Raw genomic sequence first — 18,632 nt, forward strand, 5'->3', positions numbered from 1 at the left:
TCTAACAATTTTTCGGACAGTCTGTTTCTATCCATTGAGTTGAAGCATTTAGCCGGTCACGCAGTTGTTACAAAAAATGAAACAAAAATATTTTTTTTTAAGAAATAATGAATTAGATCAATTTTATTCTTTATTCATGGAACTATATTGGATTTGACACGTTATATCGACTGTGAAAAGGAATGAGATATGAAAAAAATTATTGCAGCCTTATGTATTTCTTGTGCTTCTATCGGTTATTCGGCAGCGCAAAATGTCAATCAGAATATCGTTGATAAAGCACAAGGGGCAGCATCGGCTGTTTCTCAAACTTTGTCTGCATCTTCAACGGCTTTGGATAAAGTCAATGAATCCATGATGAAGAATATGTCGGTCAAAATGAGCGGCAATGCTGATGTCGATTTTATCAAAATGATGCTGGCCCACCATAAAGGGGCTGTCGACATGGCGGAAGTCGAATTGCAATATGGCAAGGATCCGGAAGCCAGAAAATTGGCCGAAACAATTATCTCTGCACAGCAAAAAGAAATCGCTGAAATGCAGGATTGGCTCAAAAAACACGACAGCCAATAAGTTTTCCAGATATTTTATACATCTTTTTACATGAATAAGCCCGTTGCTGAAGAGGCTTAGTTTCATTGGGGTAGTTTATTCAGCTTTCTCGATCATGAAGGGTAATTATCATGGAAATTGATGACGGCGATTTTTTGTCAAGTTTTGAGACCGATGAAACGGGTTTTTTTGAGACCGATGAAACGGGTTTGAGTTATCCTCCACGTGTGAGGGAAAGTGGAAGAGAAATCCGTCCGAGACGTGCCCGGACGGCTAATCGCGTTATTTCCACTTCTTCTCCGAACTCATTCATTGCCCATCATAATGGTACTGTTAACGGTCGACGCCGCCTGAAGTCGGCACGGGAAATTTGACTTTCAGATGATTAATCCAAACCTTCAAAAAGCAGGGTAGACAAATATCTTTCTGCAAAATCGGGAATAATGATAACGATGTTTTTTCCCTCGTTTTCCGGACGTTTGCCCACCTCGATAGCGGCAGTCAATGCTGCACCGGCCGAAATACCGACGGGAATTCCTTCCAGATGAGCAAGATCGCGTGAATTCTTGAAAGCATCATCACTTGAAACGGTGATAACTTCGTCAATTATTTCGGTGTTGAGTATCTTCGGTATAAAACCCGCGCCTATGCCTTGAATTTTATGTGGGCCAGGTTGTCCACCCGATAAAACCGGAGAATCTTTCGGTTCGACAGCAACGATTTTAAAATCGGGCTTACGTTTCTTTATCACTTCACCAATTCCGGTAATAGTGCCGCCCGTACCGAAACCGGCTACCAGAAAATCGACATTGCCATTGGTGTCGTTCCAGATTTCCTCGGCTGTGGTCTGACGGTGAATTTCCGGATTTGCCGGATTTTCAAACTGTTGGGGAATAATAGCATCGGGATTTTCGGCGGCCAGCTCTTCGGCTTTGGCTATCGCACCTTTCATTCCTTTCGCGCCTTCGGTCAATACCAGTTCGGCGCCGAGAAACTTCAGCAATTTACGCCTCTCGACAGACATGGTTTCAGGCATTGTCAAAATCAGCTTGTAACCTTTGGCAGCAGCAACAAAAGCAAGCGCAATACCGGTATTGCCGGATGTGGGTTCTATCAGCACTGTTTTGCCGGGTTTAGCTTTTCCTTGTTTTTCCAATGATTCAATCAAAGCCAAACCAATACGATCCTTGACACTTGCCAAAGGATTGAAAAATTCGAGCTTTGCCAGAAGGTTGGCTTTTACGCCTTTATTTTTGGCAAAATGGTCTATGCGGACGAGCGGCGTGTTTCCGATCGTATCCAAAACAGAATTATAAATGATGCCGCGCCCTTTTTTCTCCGAATGTTTATCCGTCATGACCGATCTCCCTGAAGATATTTAAGATGACAAATCCGCAAACCGCCGGAATGGCTGCGGCAATTCTTGATTATCAGGATAAAGGCAAAATTTAGAATGATATAGCTAAAAAATATTGTTCGCTTCAAAAAAATAAAATTTTTTTCTAATGTGGAAGCAATTAATGAAAACGCATACCGAATAAAAAGGAAGTTCGTGCTTGCTGCAAGAACTTCCTCTTACTTGTCGGTTCATGAATGGAAGCTATTAATAGCGGCTTGCCTGATCGAGTATTTCAATATCTTCATTGTTCAGATTGATTGTCACTGCTTTCACAAGACTGGAAAGCTGGTCAATCTTGGTAGCACTGGCAATTGGTGCGGTTACTGCCGGTTTGGCGATAAGCCAGGCAAGGGCAATTTCAGCCTGTTTGGCGTTATGCTTTTCACTGATTGTATCAAGAGCGTCCAAAATCCGCATTCCGCGGGGGTTCAAATATTGTTCAACTCTTGAACCACGTTTATGGCCGGCAAGATCTTCTTTCGAGCGATATTTACCGGAAAGGAATCCTGAAGCGAGACTATAATAGGTAATGACTCCGAGCCCATATTTTCGAGCAGTATCGGCAAGCGGCCCCTCGAATGTGTTGCGATCATACAAATTATATTCGGGCTGGAGCGTTTGATAAGAGGGGAGATTGTTATTTTTAGCGACTTTCATTGCTTGTTCTAGCTGTTCTGCCGTTATGTTTGAACAGCCGATTGCGCGAATTTTTCCCGCTTTCAGCAATTTGCTATAAGCTTCCAGTGTTTCTTCAAAAGGGGTTTCCGGGTCAAACCAGTGTGATTGATAAAGATCGATAAACTCGACATGCAAACGACGAAGAGAATCCTCGACAGCCTGTTCGATCCAGCGCGCAGAAAGACCTTTGTGACCGGCTATCCCCATATCCGAGCCGACCTTGGTGAAAATATAGAATTTGTCTCGCTTGGACGGATTTTGTTTCAACCAGTTGCCGATAATGGTTTCGGATTCGCCCCCTTTATTTCCTTCAACCCATGTTGAGTAGGCATCGGCTGTATCAATCGCATTTAGTCCGCTTTCCGAAATCGCATCAAGTATTTTAAAGGATTGTTTTTCGTCCAGCGTCCAGCCGAAGACATTGCACCCGAAAACCAGAGGAACAATATTGAAACCGGTATTACCCAAAGCACGATATTTCATGGAGTGTCCTTTCAACGGTTCTCTGCCGGCAAGAAACGTATTGTCTATTGGCAAAAGTGATTGTTCGAGCCTAACCACTTTTCCACTCAGGGGAAAGCGTCTCACAGGGTTTTGATAATTTCATGCTTTTGTCAGATTTTAACCGTAAATTAACGAATATTTTTATTTTGAGGGAAAAGTTTGTTATTGTCATTTTTCGGACAACGCACGAATATCGAATGAATGGATTATAATTCATGGCCAGTTTGAATCGTTTTATATCAGCCAAAACATTATTTCTGCCATGTTTTCTGATGCTTACGGGATGTGCTACCCAAGCGACTGCATGGACTGAAAAAATTACGACCCAGAAGGTGGAATTGCCGACAGAATGTGCCGGTTGGCAAAAAATCAATGTAAAGACGAGAACGCGTTATTATATGATGAAAGACGACCAACGTGCACTTGTTGATATTGATGCACATAATTTGCGGGGAAAAAATCTTGGTTGTTGGGATAGGAATGTGCAGTCCGCACAACCGGTTCAGTCACAGGCGCCGGTTTCTGCACCGGCCGATATACAGTGAGAGAATAAGGATCCTATTTGGATATACTGACATTCAGATCCTTTTATCAGACAGTGCTTGGTGAAAAAGTTTTTTCAACCATTACAAACAAGCTCGCCCTAAAAAATTGTGATGTCGCCGGTGAACGGGTTTTGGGACTCGGATATGTAACGCCCTATCTTGAACAATTGAAAGATCGCTCCGAAAGATGTTTTGCTTTCATGCCTGCCCATCAAGGGGCATGTGTCTGGCCATCGGCAGACAAAGTCGCAACCGCATTGGTATTTGAAGAAGATTTACCATTATCGGATTCCGCAGTTGACCGCATTATTTTGATCCATTCGCTGGAATTTGCTGAAAATGCGCGCGAAATGCTTAGCGAAATGTGGCGTGTGCTTGCTCCGAATGGCCGTATCATTATCGTTGTCCCCAACCGGCGGGGCCTCTGGGCGCGCAATGACCATACGCCTTTCGGCAGTGGCCAACCTTATAGCCGCCAACAATTGTTACAATTATTGCATGAAACCAATTTCAGCGTCGTCAAAATCGGTGAAGCACTTTATTTTTCACCTTCCGGTGGTGCTTTGGCACGCGGTTTTTCCGCGGTTTACGAGCCTCTGGCGCGGAGCTTTTTTCCTTATTTTGGTGGTATTATTGTTTGCGAGGCTCAAAAACGCTTATTTCAGGGATTGTTGGTTCATCGTCGCCAGTCACGTCGGGTATTTATACCGGCTTTATCTCCGCAAATCACCAATCGCAAATCATTTCGTGCTGCCGATATTATACGGAATGATTCTGCTAACTGAGCCATTCGAGTGCGTCACTTTAAAATGGGTTCATTAAAACCGGATTGATTTTGCTTTCCCGCATAATCCGCGACTTTTTACGTCGCTACTTTTGTGACATTACGCAGATTAAAAGCTTGAACTTTTGAAAATCAGGGGCGGCGGCCAAAATGGTCAATAAGCAAAGCCCCGTCGATTTGATAGAAAAAGGCCGTAAACTGTTCGGGAGTGGCTTTTTCAGGGATTATTTTTTCGGGGATTATATAGAGTTCGTTGAAAAGCAAGAAAAGAAATGAACGGGGAAACAAACAGGATAATCGCAGCAACTCTGTTCAGTTTTTTTTCAAATCGGTGAGATGGTTGATATTGCTTGCAAGCTCGCGCATACGCTCGCTTACATAGTCATATATATGTTGGGTAATTTCAGGAAATTCACTTATCAGCTTCAGGAATACGATACGATTTATTTTCAGTGTTTTCGTATTGCTTTGCGCTATTGCGGTGAACGGCCGGTTGACTTTCGTGATTAAAGCAAGCTCATTAAGCAGGGCATTTTTGTTGATGATGTCAATTGGCTGGTTGGGTTGGCTATTTTGCCGATAAAGATTGACCGTTCCGGAAAGAACGACATAGGCGCTTTCAGCGGGCTGTCCTTCTGTGAAAATAATCTCTCCGGTGGCAAATTCCTTTCGTTCTGCTCCAAAAATCAACAAACGCAATTGTTCAGTCGTCATTTTGCTGAAAAAATCGAATTTTTCCAATAAAGCAATGTCGTCGGTAATCGCCAACGAAAACTCCCTATTTTTATGAATTGACGATTTATTTCGGCCAATTCATTGCGTCACGCTTCGTAAGTGCCGGTTTTGGCAAATAAAGTTATATGTCTATTTTGCCAAAACGTTACGGATTTAATCTATAGCCACCGCTATCAGTTATCAATATCTGCGCATTTGCGGGATCTTTTTCGATTTTTTGCCGGAGGCGATAAACATGGGTTTCCAACGTATGCGTTGTTACACCCGAATTATATCCCCACACCTCTTCCAGAAGCGTGTCACGGCTTACAACATTGTCACCGGCACGATAGAGGAATTTGATAATGGCAGCTTCTTTTTCAGTTAGCCGTATTTTGCTTCCCTTATCGTCGATAAGCAGTTTTTGCCCCGGTTTGAAAGTGTAAGGCCCCACTTGAAATGTTGCGTCTTCGCTTTGTTCATGTTGGCGCAACTGGGCGCGAATGCGGGCAAGAAGAACCGCAAAACGGAAAGGTTTTGTTACATAATCATTAGCACCGGCTTCAAGGCCGAGAATGGTATCCGAATCGGTATCATGGCCGGTCAACATGATGATAGGTGCACGGAATCCTTCCTGACGCAATTTTTTTACCGCTTCACGCCCGTCGAGATCAGGCAGACCAATATCCATAATAATCAGGTCTACATTCTCGTTTCTGGCGGTTTCGAGACCCTTTGCAGCCGTACTTTCCTGAAGAACATTGAATTCTTCATGCATTTGTAGTTGCTCTACCAGAATAGAGCGCAGATCCTCGTCATCATCTACAATCAAAAGGGTGCGATCGGTCATTTTCAGTCCTTATAAAAAACGCTTTAACGCGTTATGTAATAATTGCAGTCAACAATCACGAAAAACTGAACGTCATGCAAGTGTCTTTCATCAGAAATTCGTTAAAAACACCAAAAATTGTTCCTTTTATCGTTGTGCGCAAGAAATGCGGTACAACAACAAAAGGGATCTTGGCAATTGGTCAATACCGTTTTCCTTGTGCATTGGGAAGAAGCGGGTTTACTGCAAGGAAGCGGGAAGGCGATGGTGCAACGCCTATTGCTGTTATGCCGATTCTTGGCGGTTTCAGGAAAAGCGGTTTTGTCAGCCTACCACATCATCCGATGAAGCTCCACCGTATAAAACCTTCCGATGGCTGGTGCGATGAGCCATGGGACGCAAATTATAATCGTCCTGTCAGATTGCCTTACAGAAATAGCGCAGAAAAACTCTTTCGTGATGATAAGCTCTACGATATTGCATTGATACCGGATTGGAATATCCGTTGCCGGATACAAAAACGTGGTAGCGCTATTTTTTTTCATCTCGCACACCCTGAATACAAACCGACCGAGGGTTGTATAGCTGTTTCAAAACGCACAATGGAACGGATTTTACCCTTTGTTTCACGTCAAACCAGAATAATGACATTGGGCACATTAACTCGGTCAAAACCGGCCGGCCTGTTTAAGAAAAAACATGCGCAGTGTTTGAGAAAAAGCATCCGCGGTAGGGAATAGGTAAGTCCTTTATTCCGTCAGGAAAAACAAAACTGTTTGTTGCGGGAATTTATGAAAGTAAAACTTCCGGATAGGTTCGCTATTTTGTTGTTCGGTTGGAAAACGACAATATGAACAGGGTGGAAACGGTTTGAGCATCTATTTGAACATACCGTTTGAACCTACCATTTGAGCACACCAATTGATCTATTCACGATCGGGGTTTCGTGAACTTCTACTGAATGGTGATCCCGATAGGCTTGTAACGGGAAGAATTTTATAAGGTTGTGGAATGTGATAAGCCTAAAATTCATCGGCTATCCGGCGGTCGACCATTCGGGGGGCACCGGCATTTTAAATATTTCAACCGCTCTGTTGAAGAAATGCCAATATGTTTCCGGCATTCTTCTTCTATTTTTAAAAATTGGACGAGAATAATTGAGGGAGCCGATAACAGGCGCTTTTCAATTATCAGGATGATCGGAAATTTTATCGAACATTGAAACAGCGCGATATAAATAATGCTCAGGTCAAACATCCAATCATTGAAACAGATGTTTTCACGTGAAACAAAATATATCACGTGAAATAAAATATAAGTGTCTTTTATAAACGGCTATGTCGACGATTGCAGACGAGCTTCCGCAATCACAACGTTTCGATGGTTACAACCATGAACGTCGGGATTATGAAAGGGAGCGTCCGATTTCGAGATATTTATCCCAACGTTCTCTTTTCAATGTCTCGCCATCTTTCCCCGCCATGCCTTTCAAAGCAGCTTCGATCACTTGCCCAGTTGCATCAATGGCTTCTTTTTTATTGCGATGCGCACCACCCAGAGGTTCGGGAATAATACCGTCGATGATTTTCAGTTTATAAAGATCCTGAGCTGTAATATGCATTGAAGTTGCGGCATCTTTTGCTCGCGTTGCATCCCGCCATAATATAGAAGCAGCCCCTTCGGGAGAGATGACAGAATAGATAGCGTGTTCAAGCATATAGACTTTGTTGGCTGCGGCAATAGCAATAGCCCCGCCCGAACCACCTTCGCCAATAATGACAGAAACAACAGGAACTTTTAATCGCAACGTTTCGGCGGTTGACTGTGCGATAGCCTCTGCCTGTCCGCGTTCTTCAGCGCTTACACCCGGATAGGCACCGGCTGTATCAACCAGAGTAATGACCGGAAGCGAGAAACGGTCGGCCAGTTCCATAATTCTTACGGCCTTGCGGTATCCCTCCGGACGTGCCGAACCGAAATTATAGCGTAGCCGTGATTGGGTATCGTACCCCTTTTCCTGTCCGAGATAGGCAATCGCCTGTCCATTGAAACGGGCAAAACCCGCCTGAATGGCTTCATCCTCGCCATATTTGCGGTCACCGGCCAAGGGTGTTACGTCGGTAAAGAGTGCGGCTGAATAATCAAGAAAATGCGGCCTGTCAGGATGACGTGCAACCTGGGCCTTCTGCCAGGGAGTGAGTTTTTTATAAAGATCACGCAAGGCCGTTTGCGAGCGTTCTTCAAGACGGGATATTTCGTCGCCCATGTCGACGCTACCTTTTTCCTGGGCAATTTTTTTCAGTTCAAAGATTTGCCCTTCCAGATCAGCAACCGGCTTTTCGAAATCAAGATAATTATACATCGGCTCCAACTTTTATCGTGTTACTCGGCTTTTATCATACCATTTGACGGCTTATTTCAAGCTTTCACGCTGTCTTATAAATAATATATCATTTTCTTTACTCTGCATGAGAGCGCTCGGCAAGCGGGTGATGCTCATTTACAAGACTTTGCAGCTTTTCTTCCAGAACATGGGTATAGATTTGTGTTGTTGATATATCGGAATGGCCGAGTAACTGTTGAACAACGCGCAAATCTGCACCATGTTGCAACAAATGGCTTGCAAAAGCATGGCGAATAACGTGCGGTGAAATGTTATGGGCGCTGATTCCGGCTTCAACGGCAAGCGCTTTCAATTCGCGTGCGACAAGTTGGCGCGCGATATAGCCCTGATCGGCATGGGTAGGAAAAAGATAGGGACTGGTGCTGCCTGAGGTTTTATCACGTAACTCCAGCCATTGCCTGACGGCTTCTTTGGCTTTTTGCGAAAGTGGCACCAGCCGGTCTTTGGAACCTTTTCCGCGAACCGGCAAAAAATCCGGCGCTCCACGAACAATACGAACCGGCAGGCTCACAAGTTCGCTAATGCGCAAGCCCGTTGCATAAAGCAATTCGACAATTGCATGAAGACGCATAGCCCTTTTATGTTCAGCCGGTGATACATCTTCACGTTTGGCATTTGCTTCGGCGAGATCGAGCAGGTTACTAACCTGTTTCTCGCTGATGATTTTCGGCAAATTCGCGCGCTTTTTCGGGGTATCAATGTCGCTTGAAGGATCATCATTGCGCAATCCTTCCGCATAAAGAAATTGGAAAAACTGGCGTAAAGTCGATAAACGCCGTGCTTGCGACGTTGCGGCAAAGCCGTCATTTTGCATAGACGCCAATATTTTGGCGAGCTCATCCCCGCTTGTTTCCAACAGCGTTGTTTTGAACGCCGCCAGTTCTTCATTTGCCCAAAAAAGATCACGGCGATAGGCTTCAAGAGTATTTTTTGAAGCACCACGTTCGGCACTCATCATTTCAAGAAAATTGTCGATTGTTGCTGCAAGATTCATTTGTTGCCGCCATTCCTTTGTGCAGGCGAGCCGCCTTCCGACATGTCCGGCTTCTGCTCTTTCCGCTCGCCAGACTCTTGGCTGTGCCGGTTTTCGGAGATTGAGGAATTATCATCTTTCCCGCTGTCTGTCTGGCCACCCGCTTCATCTTTCGACAACGGTTTGCCATCGGGCATTTGCTGCATATCAGTCTCATTATTTGTCGGCATTTTCTGTTCTGTCGTTGGGGAGATAGATGCACGATCACGCAAATGCAGGTTTTCCGGCTGAATTTCGATTGTTATATCGGTGGTTACCGGTTTTACGAGATAAACAAGCCCGACCATTGCACCGTAAATCAGCGCAACCAATATGACGAGGGCGAGTAACAAACGGGTAAGAGTCGGCATGGCAAGAGAAAATTATCCAAAATCGAAAAGGTTATAAACACTATCATGCCTTATAAAGATTAACAGGGATTGACTTATTCTGCGATAAATGTCGAAACAAAATCATGAAAAGCAGATTTTCAAAAACTGGCCCGATGGCAAAAACAGCGCATCGTCTGATGTCTCATCTGGACGGGCGTTCGCTCGTCCTTGTAGGGCTTATGGGGGCAGGCAAATCAACGATCGGCAAACGTGTGGCCACTATGCTGGAGCTTCCTTTTCATGATGCCGATTACGAGATCGAGCAGGCGGCACGCATGACAATACCCGAATTGTTCGAGTCTTATGGTGAACCGGCTTTTCGTGATCTTGAGAGGCGTGTGATTTTACGGCTGTTGAAAGACGGGCCGATGGTACTTGCTACGGGCGGTGGTGCCTATATGAACGGGGAAACGCGCAGTGCTATTGCCGAAAAGGGTATTTCTATCTGGCTTCATGCGGAGCTTGATGTATTGATGGAACGGGTTTCCCACCGTCAAAACCGCCCTTTGTTAAAAAGACCTGATCCGCGTGCCTTTATGGAAAAACTTATGGCAGAACGTTACCCTGTTTATGCTTTGGCCGACATTCGCATAAACAGCCGGAAGACGCGTCGTGACGTGGTGGCACGCGATGTTGTGCGTTCGGTTGAAAGCTATCTTTCAAAATCGGGAAACAGCAATAAAGGACAGCTAAAAAATGGAAAATCAGACAGTTAAAGTAACCTTGGGGAAACGTAGTTACGATATTCTGATAGGACCCGGTCTGGTTGTCTCGGCAGGTAAGGAAATTGCCAACCGTTTTCCGGAAAGACGCGTTGTCGTTGTGACGGATGAAAATGTTGCAGCATTGCATCTTGGCATGTTGACACAAAGTTTGCGCGATAGCGGCATTGATGTTGTACCGGTCGTGGTCAAGGCAGGCGAAAAATCGAAGTGCTTTGAAACGCTGGAAAACGTGGTAGATCAAATTCTTGATAATCATCTGGAGCGGGGCGATTTCGTTATAGCCTTCGGCGGTGGTGTGGTGGGCGATCTTGCGGGATTTGCAGCCGGAATTGTGCGCCGCGGCATGAACTTTATCCAGATTCCGACATCACTTCTCGCTCAGGTTGATTCGTCGGTGGGCGGCAAAACCGGTATTGATACGCGGCAAGGAAAGAATCTCGTCGGTGTATTTTATCAGCCAAAACTTGTCATTGCTGATACAGAGATTCTTGATACTCTGCCTGAACGCGAATTCAGAGCCGGCTATGCCGAGGTCGCCAAATATGGCTTAATCAATCAGCCCGACTTTTTTTCATGGCTGGAAAAAAACTGGCGGCAAATTTTTCTGGGAGGACATGAGCGAATCGAAGCTATAGCGCAATCCTGTCGTTCAAAAGCCGAAGTGGTCGCCCATGACGAACATGAGTCGGGCGAGCGTGCATTATTGAATCTGGGGCACACCTTTGGTCATGCACTGGAAACAGTCACAAATTATGATTCGGCCAGACTTGTACATGGCGAGGGTGTCGCTATCGGCATGGTTCTTGCCCACCAGTTTTCAAATTACCTCGGTCTTTGTCCGGCCGATGTTGCAACCCGTGTTGAAACCCATTTGAGCACTGTCGGCCTTCCTGTTGCCTTGCAGGATGTTCCCGGTGGTGTGCCGGATGCTGAAACATTGATGAAAATTATTTCGCAAGACAAAAAAGTCGAACACGGTAGCCTGACTTTTATTCTCACACGCGGTTTGGGCCAATCATTCATTGCCAAAAACGTACCGCCGGAAAAAGTATTGGCATTTCTTAAACAAAAACTTGGTGAAAAATGATTGATCGAAGCAGTCATATTGGTTAATGCTTCGACTACGATGAAGTCTGCGTAGCTCAGCAGGATAGAGCACAGGATTCCTGAAATAAATTGGGCGCCTCTAAAGGAAACTTTTGAAGCGGATCTGCTCAAAGTCGGGGAACGCTTCTGGCTTTTTATAGCCATTGCCAATCCCGAACCAAGCCCTCACAAAGGGAAGGTGTAGAGACTGGACGGGCAGCACCTAAAGGCTTTTGCCAATGGTGAAGGGACAGTCCAGACCACAAACGGTCATAGTTTTGACCGGCGGCGAAAGTCGAAGTGGTATGAATCCTGGGGTCGTGGGTTCGAATCCCACCGCGGACACCATCGTATTTTCCTCGAAATGAAATGGTTATTCCAGTGCGTAAAAGCCTGCTGGACCGTAAATTGAGAGGTTTTTTAATTCGCGAATTTTTGTTTATATCTGATCGTCGGTCAATCCGGAATTTATATCCCGTCGCCGGTTGAAGCGAAAAATGAACGGGAATCAATTTGACCCGCCAAAGCCGTTCATGCAGATATGGCCGTTCGTGCTGATCTGGAAGAACGGCGTCGCCCTTTTGCAGCAAGCTTGCAGTTTTTTGCATTTACAGGATCGGGTTTCATTTTTGTATTTCCATTTGCTCAAGTATTTTGGATCCAAAAATTTTTGTGAAAGCAAAACCATAAAAATAGATCAACAAATGACGTTTGACAGGTCATTGACCCGTTCGTGCATTCCTCCTTTACCCCTCGAATTAACCCTCAAACTATCAGCAGATAGAATTATCGAAAATACGGGAAGAATTATAAAGCTGTGCCAGCATCCCGTTTGATAAAAAGCATGGCTTTTTATCCGGCTTGTCTTCAAGTTTTGTTACAATGACATATAAGAGTGATAAAGTAATTATAAAATAATATTTAATTTTTTAATGGTTAAAACGATCGGTCAAAATACAGAAAACGCAGCCTATGTTAAAAATGAATAGAAAATACATAGTAATGAATGGTATCTATGATGAATCTCCTATCCGTGTTGAAACCGATAGGTTGATTATCATCTTGAATCCTGTATAACAAAAATTATGAAATACGACTCACCGGCGTTATTTACTAAAAATTAACGTTGTTACAGGAGCGGGTCTTAACGTAAACGTTCTTATGCAGCATGATAGAAAGAGCTAGGTTCTTTGCGTTTCTTGTTTCATATTGCTTAGGTTCAGGCAGGGTAGACTGATGCGTCTTTTTAAAGTTTTACGGTTTTCGATCGCGTTAATCATTGCGGTTGCGAGCGTCTTGTTTTTTACTCTTGCATCAGTTCAGGCGAAATCGAATGCTGTCGAGCTTCCGGCAATAGCGGTTGATGCCAATACCGGAAATGTCCTTTATGCAAATCGCGCGGATGAAATACGGGCACCGGCGTCTATTACCAAGGTCATGACGTTATATCTCGTTTTCGATGCAATCCAAAGCGGCCGGTTGAGTTGGAATACCGAAATGCCGGTTTCCAAATATGCTGCGAGCAAACCGCGGATGAAACTGGGCTTGCCTGCCGGTTCCAGAATTTCGGTACGTGATGCAGTCAATGCCATGATTGTTCTTTCGGCCAATGATGCGGCCGTTGTTGCTGCCGAATATCTGGGCGGGAGCGAAGAAAATTTTGCGCGTGTTATGACTTTGAAAGCAAGATCTCTCGGCATGCGGAACACGACTTTCAGAAATGCCAATGGTCTACCTGCACAAGGGCATGTATCGACAGCCCGCGATATTGCTTTGATGTCAATTGCCATGCGTGACCATTTCCCGCAATATTATCACCTTTTCAGTCAGCGCGAATTCAGTTATCGCGGCCAGGTTTATAAAGGTCACAACCGTGTTCTTGACAGGATCGACGGTGCAGACGGATTAAAAACCGGTTTTACCGGCCTTGCAGGTTTTACAATTACCACAACTATCGCCAAGGATGGCAAAAAACTGGTTGTTGTGGTGCTTGGCGGTACTTCAGGCCGTCAGCGTGATGATGTCGTTGTATTGCTTGCAAATGCCTATATGGGGAGTGCCAGCCGGTCGACGAAAAAACGTATTTTTGCCCAATGGAACGTAGCCCAATCGGCTTGGCGTGGACAACCACAGCCAAAGAATGTCCAACCGGATACAAACAATGCCGAGATTGTGACAGCTTCTGTTTCCCAACGTGGCAATCGCGCAACCGAACCGGCAAAAACTGTTGTAGAAACACGTTCTACTATTTCTATTCCGGTGAAAAAAACAGTCAAAGTTGAAACCAGCCCGACGACAATGGCTTATGCCGATGATAGCAAAAAGACAGTCACCGACATTCTAAAAAATGAAATGTCGGGAAATTACATTGTTCAGGTGGCCGCGTTACCGGATAAAGGTTCAGCGGAAGGCTTTTTGAAAACAATAAAAAAATCTTTGTCCGATACAAATGTTGCATCGCTCGGCCATGTCGAACCGGCAACTGTTGACGGAAAAAGGGTTTATCGCGTCAGGTTCGGTTCATTCGGAAGCGAAAGTGAAGCAAATGCAGCTTGTGGCAAAATAACAGCACAAGCCTATTCATGTTTTGTTGTTGCGAATTGAAATAGCTTTTTTTGATAGGAAAAGCTGGCAACTACACCGGATAATCTTTCCGGAACGCATGCATAATCCTTTTATCGCCGTGAACGTCATTGTTTAAAACATTGGCTGAATTTTGGTAAAAAGACCGAAGCTTCGGGTAAGAACCGGAGATATTTTTATTCAACTGCCAAAATGACGGAATGTGCAAGATTGTCTTTGCCCTTATATTGTTTTGGCACTTGTCTCATGGAGAGAGTTTGAAGGGCAGTGCTTAAATAAATTGAACCTAGCCGGTTATTGTAATGATTGGAAGCCGGTAATCTATTCAGGAATTATGCCCAAGCATAATCAACTTCCATCACTGCCATATTTATAAATTGCCAATCACGAAGCTTTAACAATTGCCAATTACGAAGCCAAATGCTTGCCGGATAATGGATATAGATTCATAGATTGTTTGATAAATATAGCCGGTATGGTGCACGTTACGGCTCGACCAATTCCCCTTTCAGGAACAATGTTTCTACGCGGTGCAACGGGAATGAAACGATGAAGTTTCCCGAAAGCATTCAGAAAAAAGAAGGCTTGAACTGTTGCAAATTAAAAAAAGGCGGAATTTTACCGCCTTTAATAAAGAGCTGAACAACGGATCGACACTCTAAACCTCGACAGAGGGCTTCCTGACAGCTTTTTTTGTACAGTTATACGGGTTAAAGCGCAAACAGGCTCTAATCCGCTTTCTTGTCATTATGCTCGGTGTTTTCCGTGCTTTTCGTATTTGTTTCTTTCGGCCCACCTTTGGAAACACCGACCATGGCCGGACGTAATACGCGATCTCCGATGACATAACCGGCCTGAACAACTTGTTGTACGGTGTTGTTTGGCACATCGGTATTCGGGATTTCAAACATAGCCTGATGGAAATTCGGGTCGAATTTCTGACCTTCAGGTTCAATTTTTTTCACGCCATTGCGCTCCAACGCCGCCATCATGGCGCGTTCCGTCATTTCAACCCCTTCGGCCAAAGCATTCAGCCCGGAATCTTTTTCACGTGCACCTTCGGGAATAGCCTGCAAAGCGCGGTTGAGATTATCCGAAACCTGAAGCATATCGCGCGCGAAATTGGCGACAGAGTAAGCTCTCGCATCGGCAACGTCACGAGCCGTGCGGCGGCGCAAATTTTCCATTTCAGCCGCGAGCCGCAAAACCTGATCTTTCAGTTCGTCATTTTCTGCCTGCATGGCAGCAACCGGATCAGCACCTTCATCGGTAACCTGATCTTCCTCGGCTTCGGCTTTCGCTTCTTCCTTGCGCTGTTTCAAGAAATCATCGGCCGCACGTTTCAATGCATCTCTGTCAGCCGGATTCTTTATGTCACGGTTATTGATATCGCTTTCGCCAGACTTCTTTTTTTCCTCAGACATAGGATTCCTACTTCTCGATAATAGTTGTTAAATTCGATATCGAAATTTTAGCGAGAAAAATCAAGAGGCAAACCGTGTAAAACGACAGTCTAAATACGTTCAGCCCCCCGCTTTTAACCGATAATCGGTAGCCGGTTGAAAAATTGTCGGGATTCAAGCTTTAAGCAGGCTTTCGACCTTTTTTCTATTGCTATTGACTGTGCAGGCTCTTAGCAGCTCGCCGGCTCCCTTATCAAGTAGCCGTTCCGCCAGAACCTTGCCCATTTCTTCAACGCCATAAGTACAAGTTGTTGCGTAATCGACAATCTGCTTCAAGCCGTCAACGCCTGTTACGGTGGCTTTCATATAAAGCATTGTGTTTTTCCATGTCGAGCAAACACCCACAGGCAAATTGCATCCGGCATTGAGATATTTCATCAATGAACGTTCGGCGTCGGTTTCGGCACGCGATTTTTTGCATTCAATTGCTTTAAGCAGTCTTAAAATATCGCGGTCGCCTTGACGGCATTCTATACCAAGAGCCCCTTGGGCAACAGCATAGGGGAATATTTGCGGATTGAGACATTCCATGCTGTCTTCAAAAAGGCCAAGCCGTTTTAATCCGGCAGCCGCAAGAATTGTTGCGTCAATACCGTTTTTGTCAACCGCACGGCGCAATCTCGGCGGTACATTGCCACGAACCGGCACAATCTCGATGTCCGGAAAGAACGATCTGAGCTGGGCAGCACGACGAATGGAGCCGGTGCCGATTTTATGATGATTGCTGCGAATATCATCAAATTTCAAGCCGCAAAGAACGTCACGCGGGTCTTCACGCTTGGGAACCGAAGCCAGAACAAGCCCTTCGGGCTGCACTGTCGGCAAATCTTTCAAAGAATGGACAACAACATCCACTTCCCGATTCAACAATGCCTCTTCACCACTCTTGGTGAAAACACCGACATTGCCTATATCCTGAAAACTCGTGTGCTTATCTTTGTCACCTACACAGCCAAGCAAGACAGTTTCAACTGTCAATGTAGGATCAAGCTCCCGCAAAAGCTTAGCCACACTTTCCGCTTGCACGCGCGCTAACGCACTTTTCCGTGTTCCAAGCCTTATCCGCATAACTCTAAGCCTATTCCGTATATTCCAATAATCGAACTTCACACTCTTTAGAGCGTTTCTAAGAGTATCTAACTCAACTTGCGCATAAAAGAAAGTTCTCTTCGCTTAAATTGTGATTCAGAGTGTCATTTTCAAATTTTAAGGCAATTTTTCCTTAAAATGTCAGGAAAAGAAACAAATAATTCTTTGTTTTGCGCGTTGGTTATAACGTTTTTTTGAAGCGATATGTTGCGAGCCGGTGGCAAAAAATCAGGTTATCTTTGTCCATCCCAGAAAATGATTCTGTGTTTTGCGAAACCGACAATCAAATGCATGATAACACCAATGAGTGCCAGAATGACAAGAATGGCGAATTGGCCGGCAATGTTGAACTGCTCGTTGAACTGCATAAGCATTTTGCCCAACCCCTTTTGAGCGCCGACAAATTCGGCAACAATCGCGCCAATCAGGGCAAAGATAATGCCAAGGCCGAGACCTGCAAATACAAACGGCAGGGAAGCCGGCAATTTAACTTTCAGCAAAATCTGTATTTCGTTGGCACCGAAAGCCTTGAGCATCTGTATTTCTTCGCGTCCTGCCGATTGTAAACCGGCAATGACATTGATGAGCATGGGGAAAAACGAAATAAGTGCGGCCATAACAATTTTTGATGTGATGCCATAGCCGAACCATTGCAGAAAAATCGGCGCGAGAGCAACCGTCGGTATCGTCTGGAAGGCAATGATATAAGGCAAAAGTGCGAGCTGGAAAACGCGAACTTGCGAAATGGCAATGCCGAGAATTGCCGCAAGCACCAAGCCGCAAATATAGCCGAGCAAAACTTCGACCATTGTAACACCGAGATTATCCCAGAAAAGGGTTGACTGCAGCAGCCGCACAAGCTGGGAAAAAATGCGGCTGGGAGGTGGCAACAGATAGTTCGGAACCTGCCACAGCCACACGGATGTTTCCCAGAAGCCGACAACAAGAATAAAAACAACAACAACAAGCAATGCTTGAAGCGTTTTTTCATTTTTAAACATTGCCAGCCTTTCTGCGGTTTTGCCGATTTCTCAATCACAGGATTTGATGGATATGCAACGGCAGTTCAACAATTCATACTAAAATTTTCAAAATGTTGTCTTATTTGGCCTAAAATTTTTCCGACTTTTTTATCTGTCAATTCCTGAAGTTCGCGCGGGCGGGGCAATTTGACATCGACAATTTCCTCGATATGACCGGGGCGCGGGCTCATCACCACCACCTTATCGGCAAGAAATACCGCTTCGGGAATGGAATGGGTGACAAAAAGCACGGTTTTTTTGCTTTCAAGCCAGATATTTTGCAATTCGCTATTCAAAACTTCGCGGGTCATTGCATCAAGCGCCCCGAATGGCTCATCCATAAGCAGGACTTTCGGGTCACGGATAAGGGCGCGGCAAATTCCGGCACGTTGGCGCATTCCGCCTGAAAGCTCGGTGGGCAATTTGTTTTCAAACCCTTTAAGTCCCACTGTTTCCATCAACATCAAAGCACGGTCATAATATTGGTTTTTGTCAAGATGCATCAATTCGACCGGCAAGAGGATGTTTTGCAGGATTGTGCGCCACGGAAGCAGCGTAGGGTCCTGAAAGACAAAGCCTACTTCCGGCGAAGGGCGGGTAACGGCGATGTCATTAAGCATGACTTCGCCGGAAAAATTGTCAACAAGACCGGCAAGGATTTTAAGCAGAGTCGTTTTGCCACAACCGGATGGCCCAACGAGTGCAACAAAAGCACCTTCGGCTATTTCAAGATTGACATCTTTCAACGCATCGATCGTGCCGTCTTTTTTACTTTCATAGCATTTGTGCAATCCCTTGATGGAGATAAGGGGTTTTTTGACAGACGGCATAGACGTTTTCTCGATCTTTCA

General features: G+C 45.0%; 19 protein-coding genes. 8 read left to right on the top strand and 11 right to left on the bottom strand.

Annotated elements, in window-relative coordinates; genetic code table 11:
- Positions 1-189: 189 nt before the first annotated feature.
- Positions 190-573, top strand: coding sequence for a DUF305 domain-containing protein (locus tag GQS64_RS01485; protein ID WP_198230410.1), 384 nt, complete (start codon positions 190-192; stop codon positions 571-573).
- A gap of 110 nt (positions 574-683) precedes the next feature.
- Positions 684-926 carry a hypothetical protein gene (locus GQS64_RS01490; RefSeq protein ID WP_077990234.1) on the top strand — a complete coding sequence of 81 codons (243 nt, stop codon included), beginning with the start codon at positions 684-686 and terminating at the stop codon, positions 924-926.
- Positions 927-937: 11 nt separating this feature from the next.
- On the opposite strand, the gene cysK is transcribed toward GQS64_RS01490, so the two are convergent.
- Together cysK and GQS64_RS01500 are read right to left on the bottom strand one after the other, a co-directional pair.
- The gene (cysK, locus tag GQS64_RS01495; protein ID WP_077990236.1) at positions 938-1,909 is read right to left on the bottom strand and encodes a cysteine synthase A; all 972 of its coding nucleotides are present in this window, start codon (positions 1,907-1,909) and stop codon (positions 938-940) included.
- A 246-nt stretch (positions 1,910-2,155) separates the two neighbouring features.
- Entirely contained in the window at positions 2,156-3,112 is a 957-nt protein-coding gene (locus GQS64_RS01500) for an aldo/keto reductase (protein ID WP_198230411.1), read from the bottom strand.
- A 236-nt stretch (positions 3,113-3,348) separates the two neighbouring features.
- On the opposite strand from GQS64_RS01500, the gene GQS64_RS01505 reads away from it, so the two are divergent.
- On the top strand, positions 3,349-3,678 hold the full coding sequence (locus GQS64_RS01505; RefSeq protein ID WP_246798479.1) for a hypothetical protein: 330 nt from the start codon (positions 3,349-3,351) through the stop codon (positions 3,676-3,678).
- A 17-nt stretch (positions 3,679-3,695) separates the two neighbouring features.
- Positions 3,696-4,463, top strand: coding sequence for a class I SAM-dependent methyltransferase (locus GQS64_RS01510; protein WP_198230412.1), 768 nt, complete (start codon positions 3,696-3,698; stop codon positions 4,461-4,463).
- 311 nt (positions 4,464-4,774) lie between these two features.
- Here the strand turns inward: GQS64_RS01510 and GQS64_RS01515 are convergent, their stop codons facing one another.
- Together GQS64_RS01515 and GQS64_RS01520 are read right to left on the bottom strand one after the other, a co-directional pair.
- Positions 4,775-5,230 carry a Crp/Fnr family transcriptional regulator gene (locus GQS64_RS01515; protein ID WP_198230413.1) on the bottom strand — a complete coding sequence of 152 codons (456 nt, stop codon included), beginning with the start codon at positions 5,228-5,230 and terminating at the stop codon, positions 4,775-4,777.
- A 112-nt stretch (positions 5,231-5,342) separates the two neighbouring features.
- Positions 5,343-6,026, bottom strand: coding sequence for a response regulator transcription factor (locus GQS64_RS01520; RefSeq protein ID WP_077990245.1), 684 nt, complete (start codon positions 6,024-6,026; stop codon positions 5,343-5,345).
- Between the two features lie 74 nt (positions 6,027-6,100).
- Here GQS64_RS01520 and GQS64_RS01525 point away from each other — a divergent pair, with 74 nt between their 5' ends.
- Positions 6,101-6,745: a L,D-transpeptidase family protein gene (locus GQS64_RS01525; protein WP_198230414.1), complete on the top strand. Its 645-nt coding sequence runs from the start codon at positions 6,101-6,103 to the stop codon at positions 6,743-6,745.
- Positions 6,746-7,410: 665 nt separating this feature from the next.
- On the opposite strand, the gene GQS64_RS01530 is transcribed toward GQS64_RS01525, so the two are convergent.
- From GQS64_RS01530 to GQS64_RS01540, 3 genes are all read right to left on the bottom strand, one after another.
- The gene (locus tag GQS64_RS01530) at positions 7,411-8,367 is read right to left on the bottom strand and encodes an acetyl-CoA carboxylase carboxyltransferase subunit alpha (RefSeq protein WP_077990247.1); all 957 of its coding nucleotides are present in this window, start codon (positions 8,365-8,367) and stop codon (positions 7,411-7,413) included.
- A 97-nt stretch (positions 8,368-8,464) separates the two neighbouring features.
- Positions 8,465-9,403, bottom strand: a complete 939-nt coding sequence (locus GQS64_RS01535; RefSeq protein ID WP_198230415.1) for a site-specific tyrosine recombinase XerD — start codon at positions 9,401-9,403, stop codon at positions 8,465-8,467.
- Complete coding sequence (locus tag GQS64_RS01540; RefSeq protein ID WP_198230908.1) at positions 9,400-9,792, bottom strand: hypothetical protein; 393 nt, start codon at positions 9,790-9,792, stop codon at positions 9,400-9,402. The genes GQS64_RS01535 and GQS64_RS01540 overlap by 4 nt, the downstream gene beginning before the upstream one ends.
- Positions 9,793-9,926: 134 nt before the next feature.
- On the opposite strand from GQS64_RS01540, the gene GQS64_RS01545 reads away from it, so the two are divergent.
- The 3 genes from GQS64_RS01545 (at position 9,927) to GQS64_RS01555 (ending at position 14,228) form a co-directional block, all read left to right on the top strand.
- On the top strand, positions 9,927-10,529 hold the full coding sequence (locus tag GQS64_RS01545; RefSeq protein WP_077994367.1) for a shikimate kinase: 603 nt from the start codon (positions 9,927-9,929) through the stop codon (positions 10,527-10,529).
- Positions 10,510-11,625: a 3-dehydroquinate synthase gene (gene aroB / locus GQS64_RS01550; protein WP_198230416.1), complete on the top strand. Its 1,116-nt coding sequence runs from the start codon at positions 10,510-10,512 to the stop codon at positions 11,623-11,625. The genes GQS64_RS01545 and aroB overlap by 20 nt, the downstream gene beginning before the upstream one ends.
- Positions 11,626-12,860: 1,235 nt before the next feature.
- Positions 12,861-14,228 carry a serine hydrolase gene (locus tag GQS64_RS01555; protein ID WP_198230417.1) on the top strand — a complete coding sequence of 456 codons (1,368 nt, stop codon included), beginning with the start codon at positions 12,861-12,863 and terminating at the stop codon, positions 14,226-14,228.
- 707 nt (positions 14,229-14,935) lie between these two features.
- On the opposite strand, the gene grpE is transcribed toward GQS64_RS01555, so the two are convergent.
- From grpE to GQS64_RS01575, 4 genes are all read right to left on the bottom strand, one after another.
- Positions 14,936-15,631: a nucleotide exchange factor GrpE gene (grpE, locus tag GQS64_RS01560; protein ID WP_198230418.1), complete on the bottom strand. Its 696-nt coding sequence runs from the start codon at positions 15,629-15,631 to the stop codon at positions 14,936-14,938.
- 153 nt (positions 15,632-15,784) lie between these two features.
- Positions 15,785-16,738 carry a hydroxymethylbilane synthase gene (gene hemC, locus GQS64_RS01565; RefSeq protein ID WP_077990257.1) on the bottom strand — a complete coding sequence of 318 codons (954 nt, stop codon included), beginning with the start codon at positions 16,736-16,738 and terminating at the stop codon, positions 15,785-15,787.
- A 254-nt stretch (positions 16,739-16,992) separates the two neighbouring features.
- Positions 16,993-17,760, bottom strand: coding sequence for an ABC transporter permease (locus GQS64_RS01570; protein WP_077990259.1), 768 nt, complete (start codon positions 17,758-17,760; stop codon positions 16,993-16,995).
- A gap of 65 nt (positions 17,761-17,825) precedes the next feature.
- Entirely contained in the window at positions 17,826-18,611 is a 786-nt protein-coding gene (locus GQS64_RS01575; protein WP_198230419.1) for an ABC transporter ATP-binding protein, read from the bottom strand.
- Between the last annotated feature and the right edge of the window lie 21 nt (positions 18,612-18,632).

This window comes from Bartonella sp. P0282 (genome assembly GCF_048452985.1).
Lineage (GTDB): Bacteria > Pseudomonadota > Alphaproteobacteria > Rhizobiales > Rhizobiaceae > Bartonella > Bartonella choladocola.

Bases quoted from the DNA above. Each gene is read 5' to 3' on its own strand.
- GQS64_RS01485 (WP_198230410.1), top strand. From the start codon at position 190: ATGAAAAAAATTATTGCAGCCTTATGTATTTCTTGTGCTTCTATCGGT.
- GQS64_RS01490 (WP_077990234.1), top strand. From the start codon at position 684: ATGGAAATTGATGACGGCGATTTTTTGTCAAGTTTTGAGACCGATGAA.
- cysK (WP_077990236.1), bottom strand. From the start codon at position 1,909: ATGACGGATAAACATTCGGAGAAAAAAGGGCGCGGCATCATTTATAAT.
- GQS64_RS01500 (WP_198230411.1), bottom strand. From the start codon at position 3,112: ATGAAATATCGTGCTTTGGGTAATACCGGTTTCAATATTGTTCCTCTG.
- GQS64_RS01505 (WP_246798479.1), top strand. From the start codon at position 3,349: ATGGCCAGTTTGAATCGTTTTATATCAGCCAAAACATTATTTCTGCCA.
- GQS64_RS01520 (WP_077990245.1), bottom strand. From the start codon at position 6,026: ATGACCGATCGCACCCTTTTGATTGTAGATGATGACGAGGATCTGCGC.
- GQS64_RS01525 (WP_198230414.1), top strand. From the start codon at position 6,101: ATGCAAGTGTCTTTCATCAGAAATTCGTTAAAAACACCAAAAATTGTT.
- GQS64_RS01530 (WP_077990247.1), bottom strand. From the start codon at position 8,367: ATGTATAATTATCTTGATTTCGAAAAGCCGGTTGCTGATCTGGAAGGG.
- GQS64_RS01535 (WP_198230415.1), bottom strand. From the start codon at position 9,403: ATGAATCTTGCAGCAACAATCGACAATTTTCTTGAAATGATGAGTGCC.
- GQS64_RS01540 (WP_198230908.1), bottom strand. From the start codon at position 9,792: ATGCCGACTCTTACCCGTTTGTTACTCGCCCTCGTCATATTGGTTGCG.
- GQS64_RS01545 (WP_077994367.1), top strand. From the start codon at position 9,927: ATGGCAAAAACAGCGCATCGTCTGATGTCTCATCTGGACGGGCGTTCG.
- aroB (WP_198230416.1), top strand. From the start codon at position 10,510: ATGGAAAATCAGACAGTTAAAGTAACCTTGGGGAAACGTAGTTACGAT.
- GQS64_RS01555 (WP_198230417.1), top strand. From the start codon at position 12,861: ATGCGTCTTTTTAAAGTTTTACGGTTTTCGATCGCGTTAATCATTGCG.
- grpE (WP_198230418.1), bottom strand. From the start codon at position 15,631: ATGTCTGAGGAAAAAAAGAAGTCTGGCGAAAGCGATATCAATAACCGT.
- hemC (WP_077990257.1), bottom strand. From the start codon at position 16,738: ATGCGGATAAGGCTTGGAACACGGAAAAGTGCGTTAGCGCGCGTGCAA.
- GQS64_RS01570 (WP_077990259.1), bottom strand. From the start codon at position 17,760: ATGTTTAAAAATGAAAAAACGCTTCAAGCATTGCTTGTTGTTGTTGTT.
- GQS64_RS01575 (WP_198230419.1), bottom strand. From the start codon at position 18,611: ATGCCGTCTGTCAAAAAACCCCTTATCTCCATCAAGGGATTGCACAAA.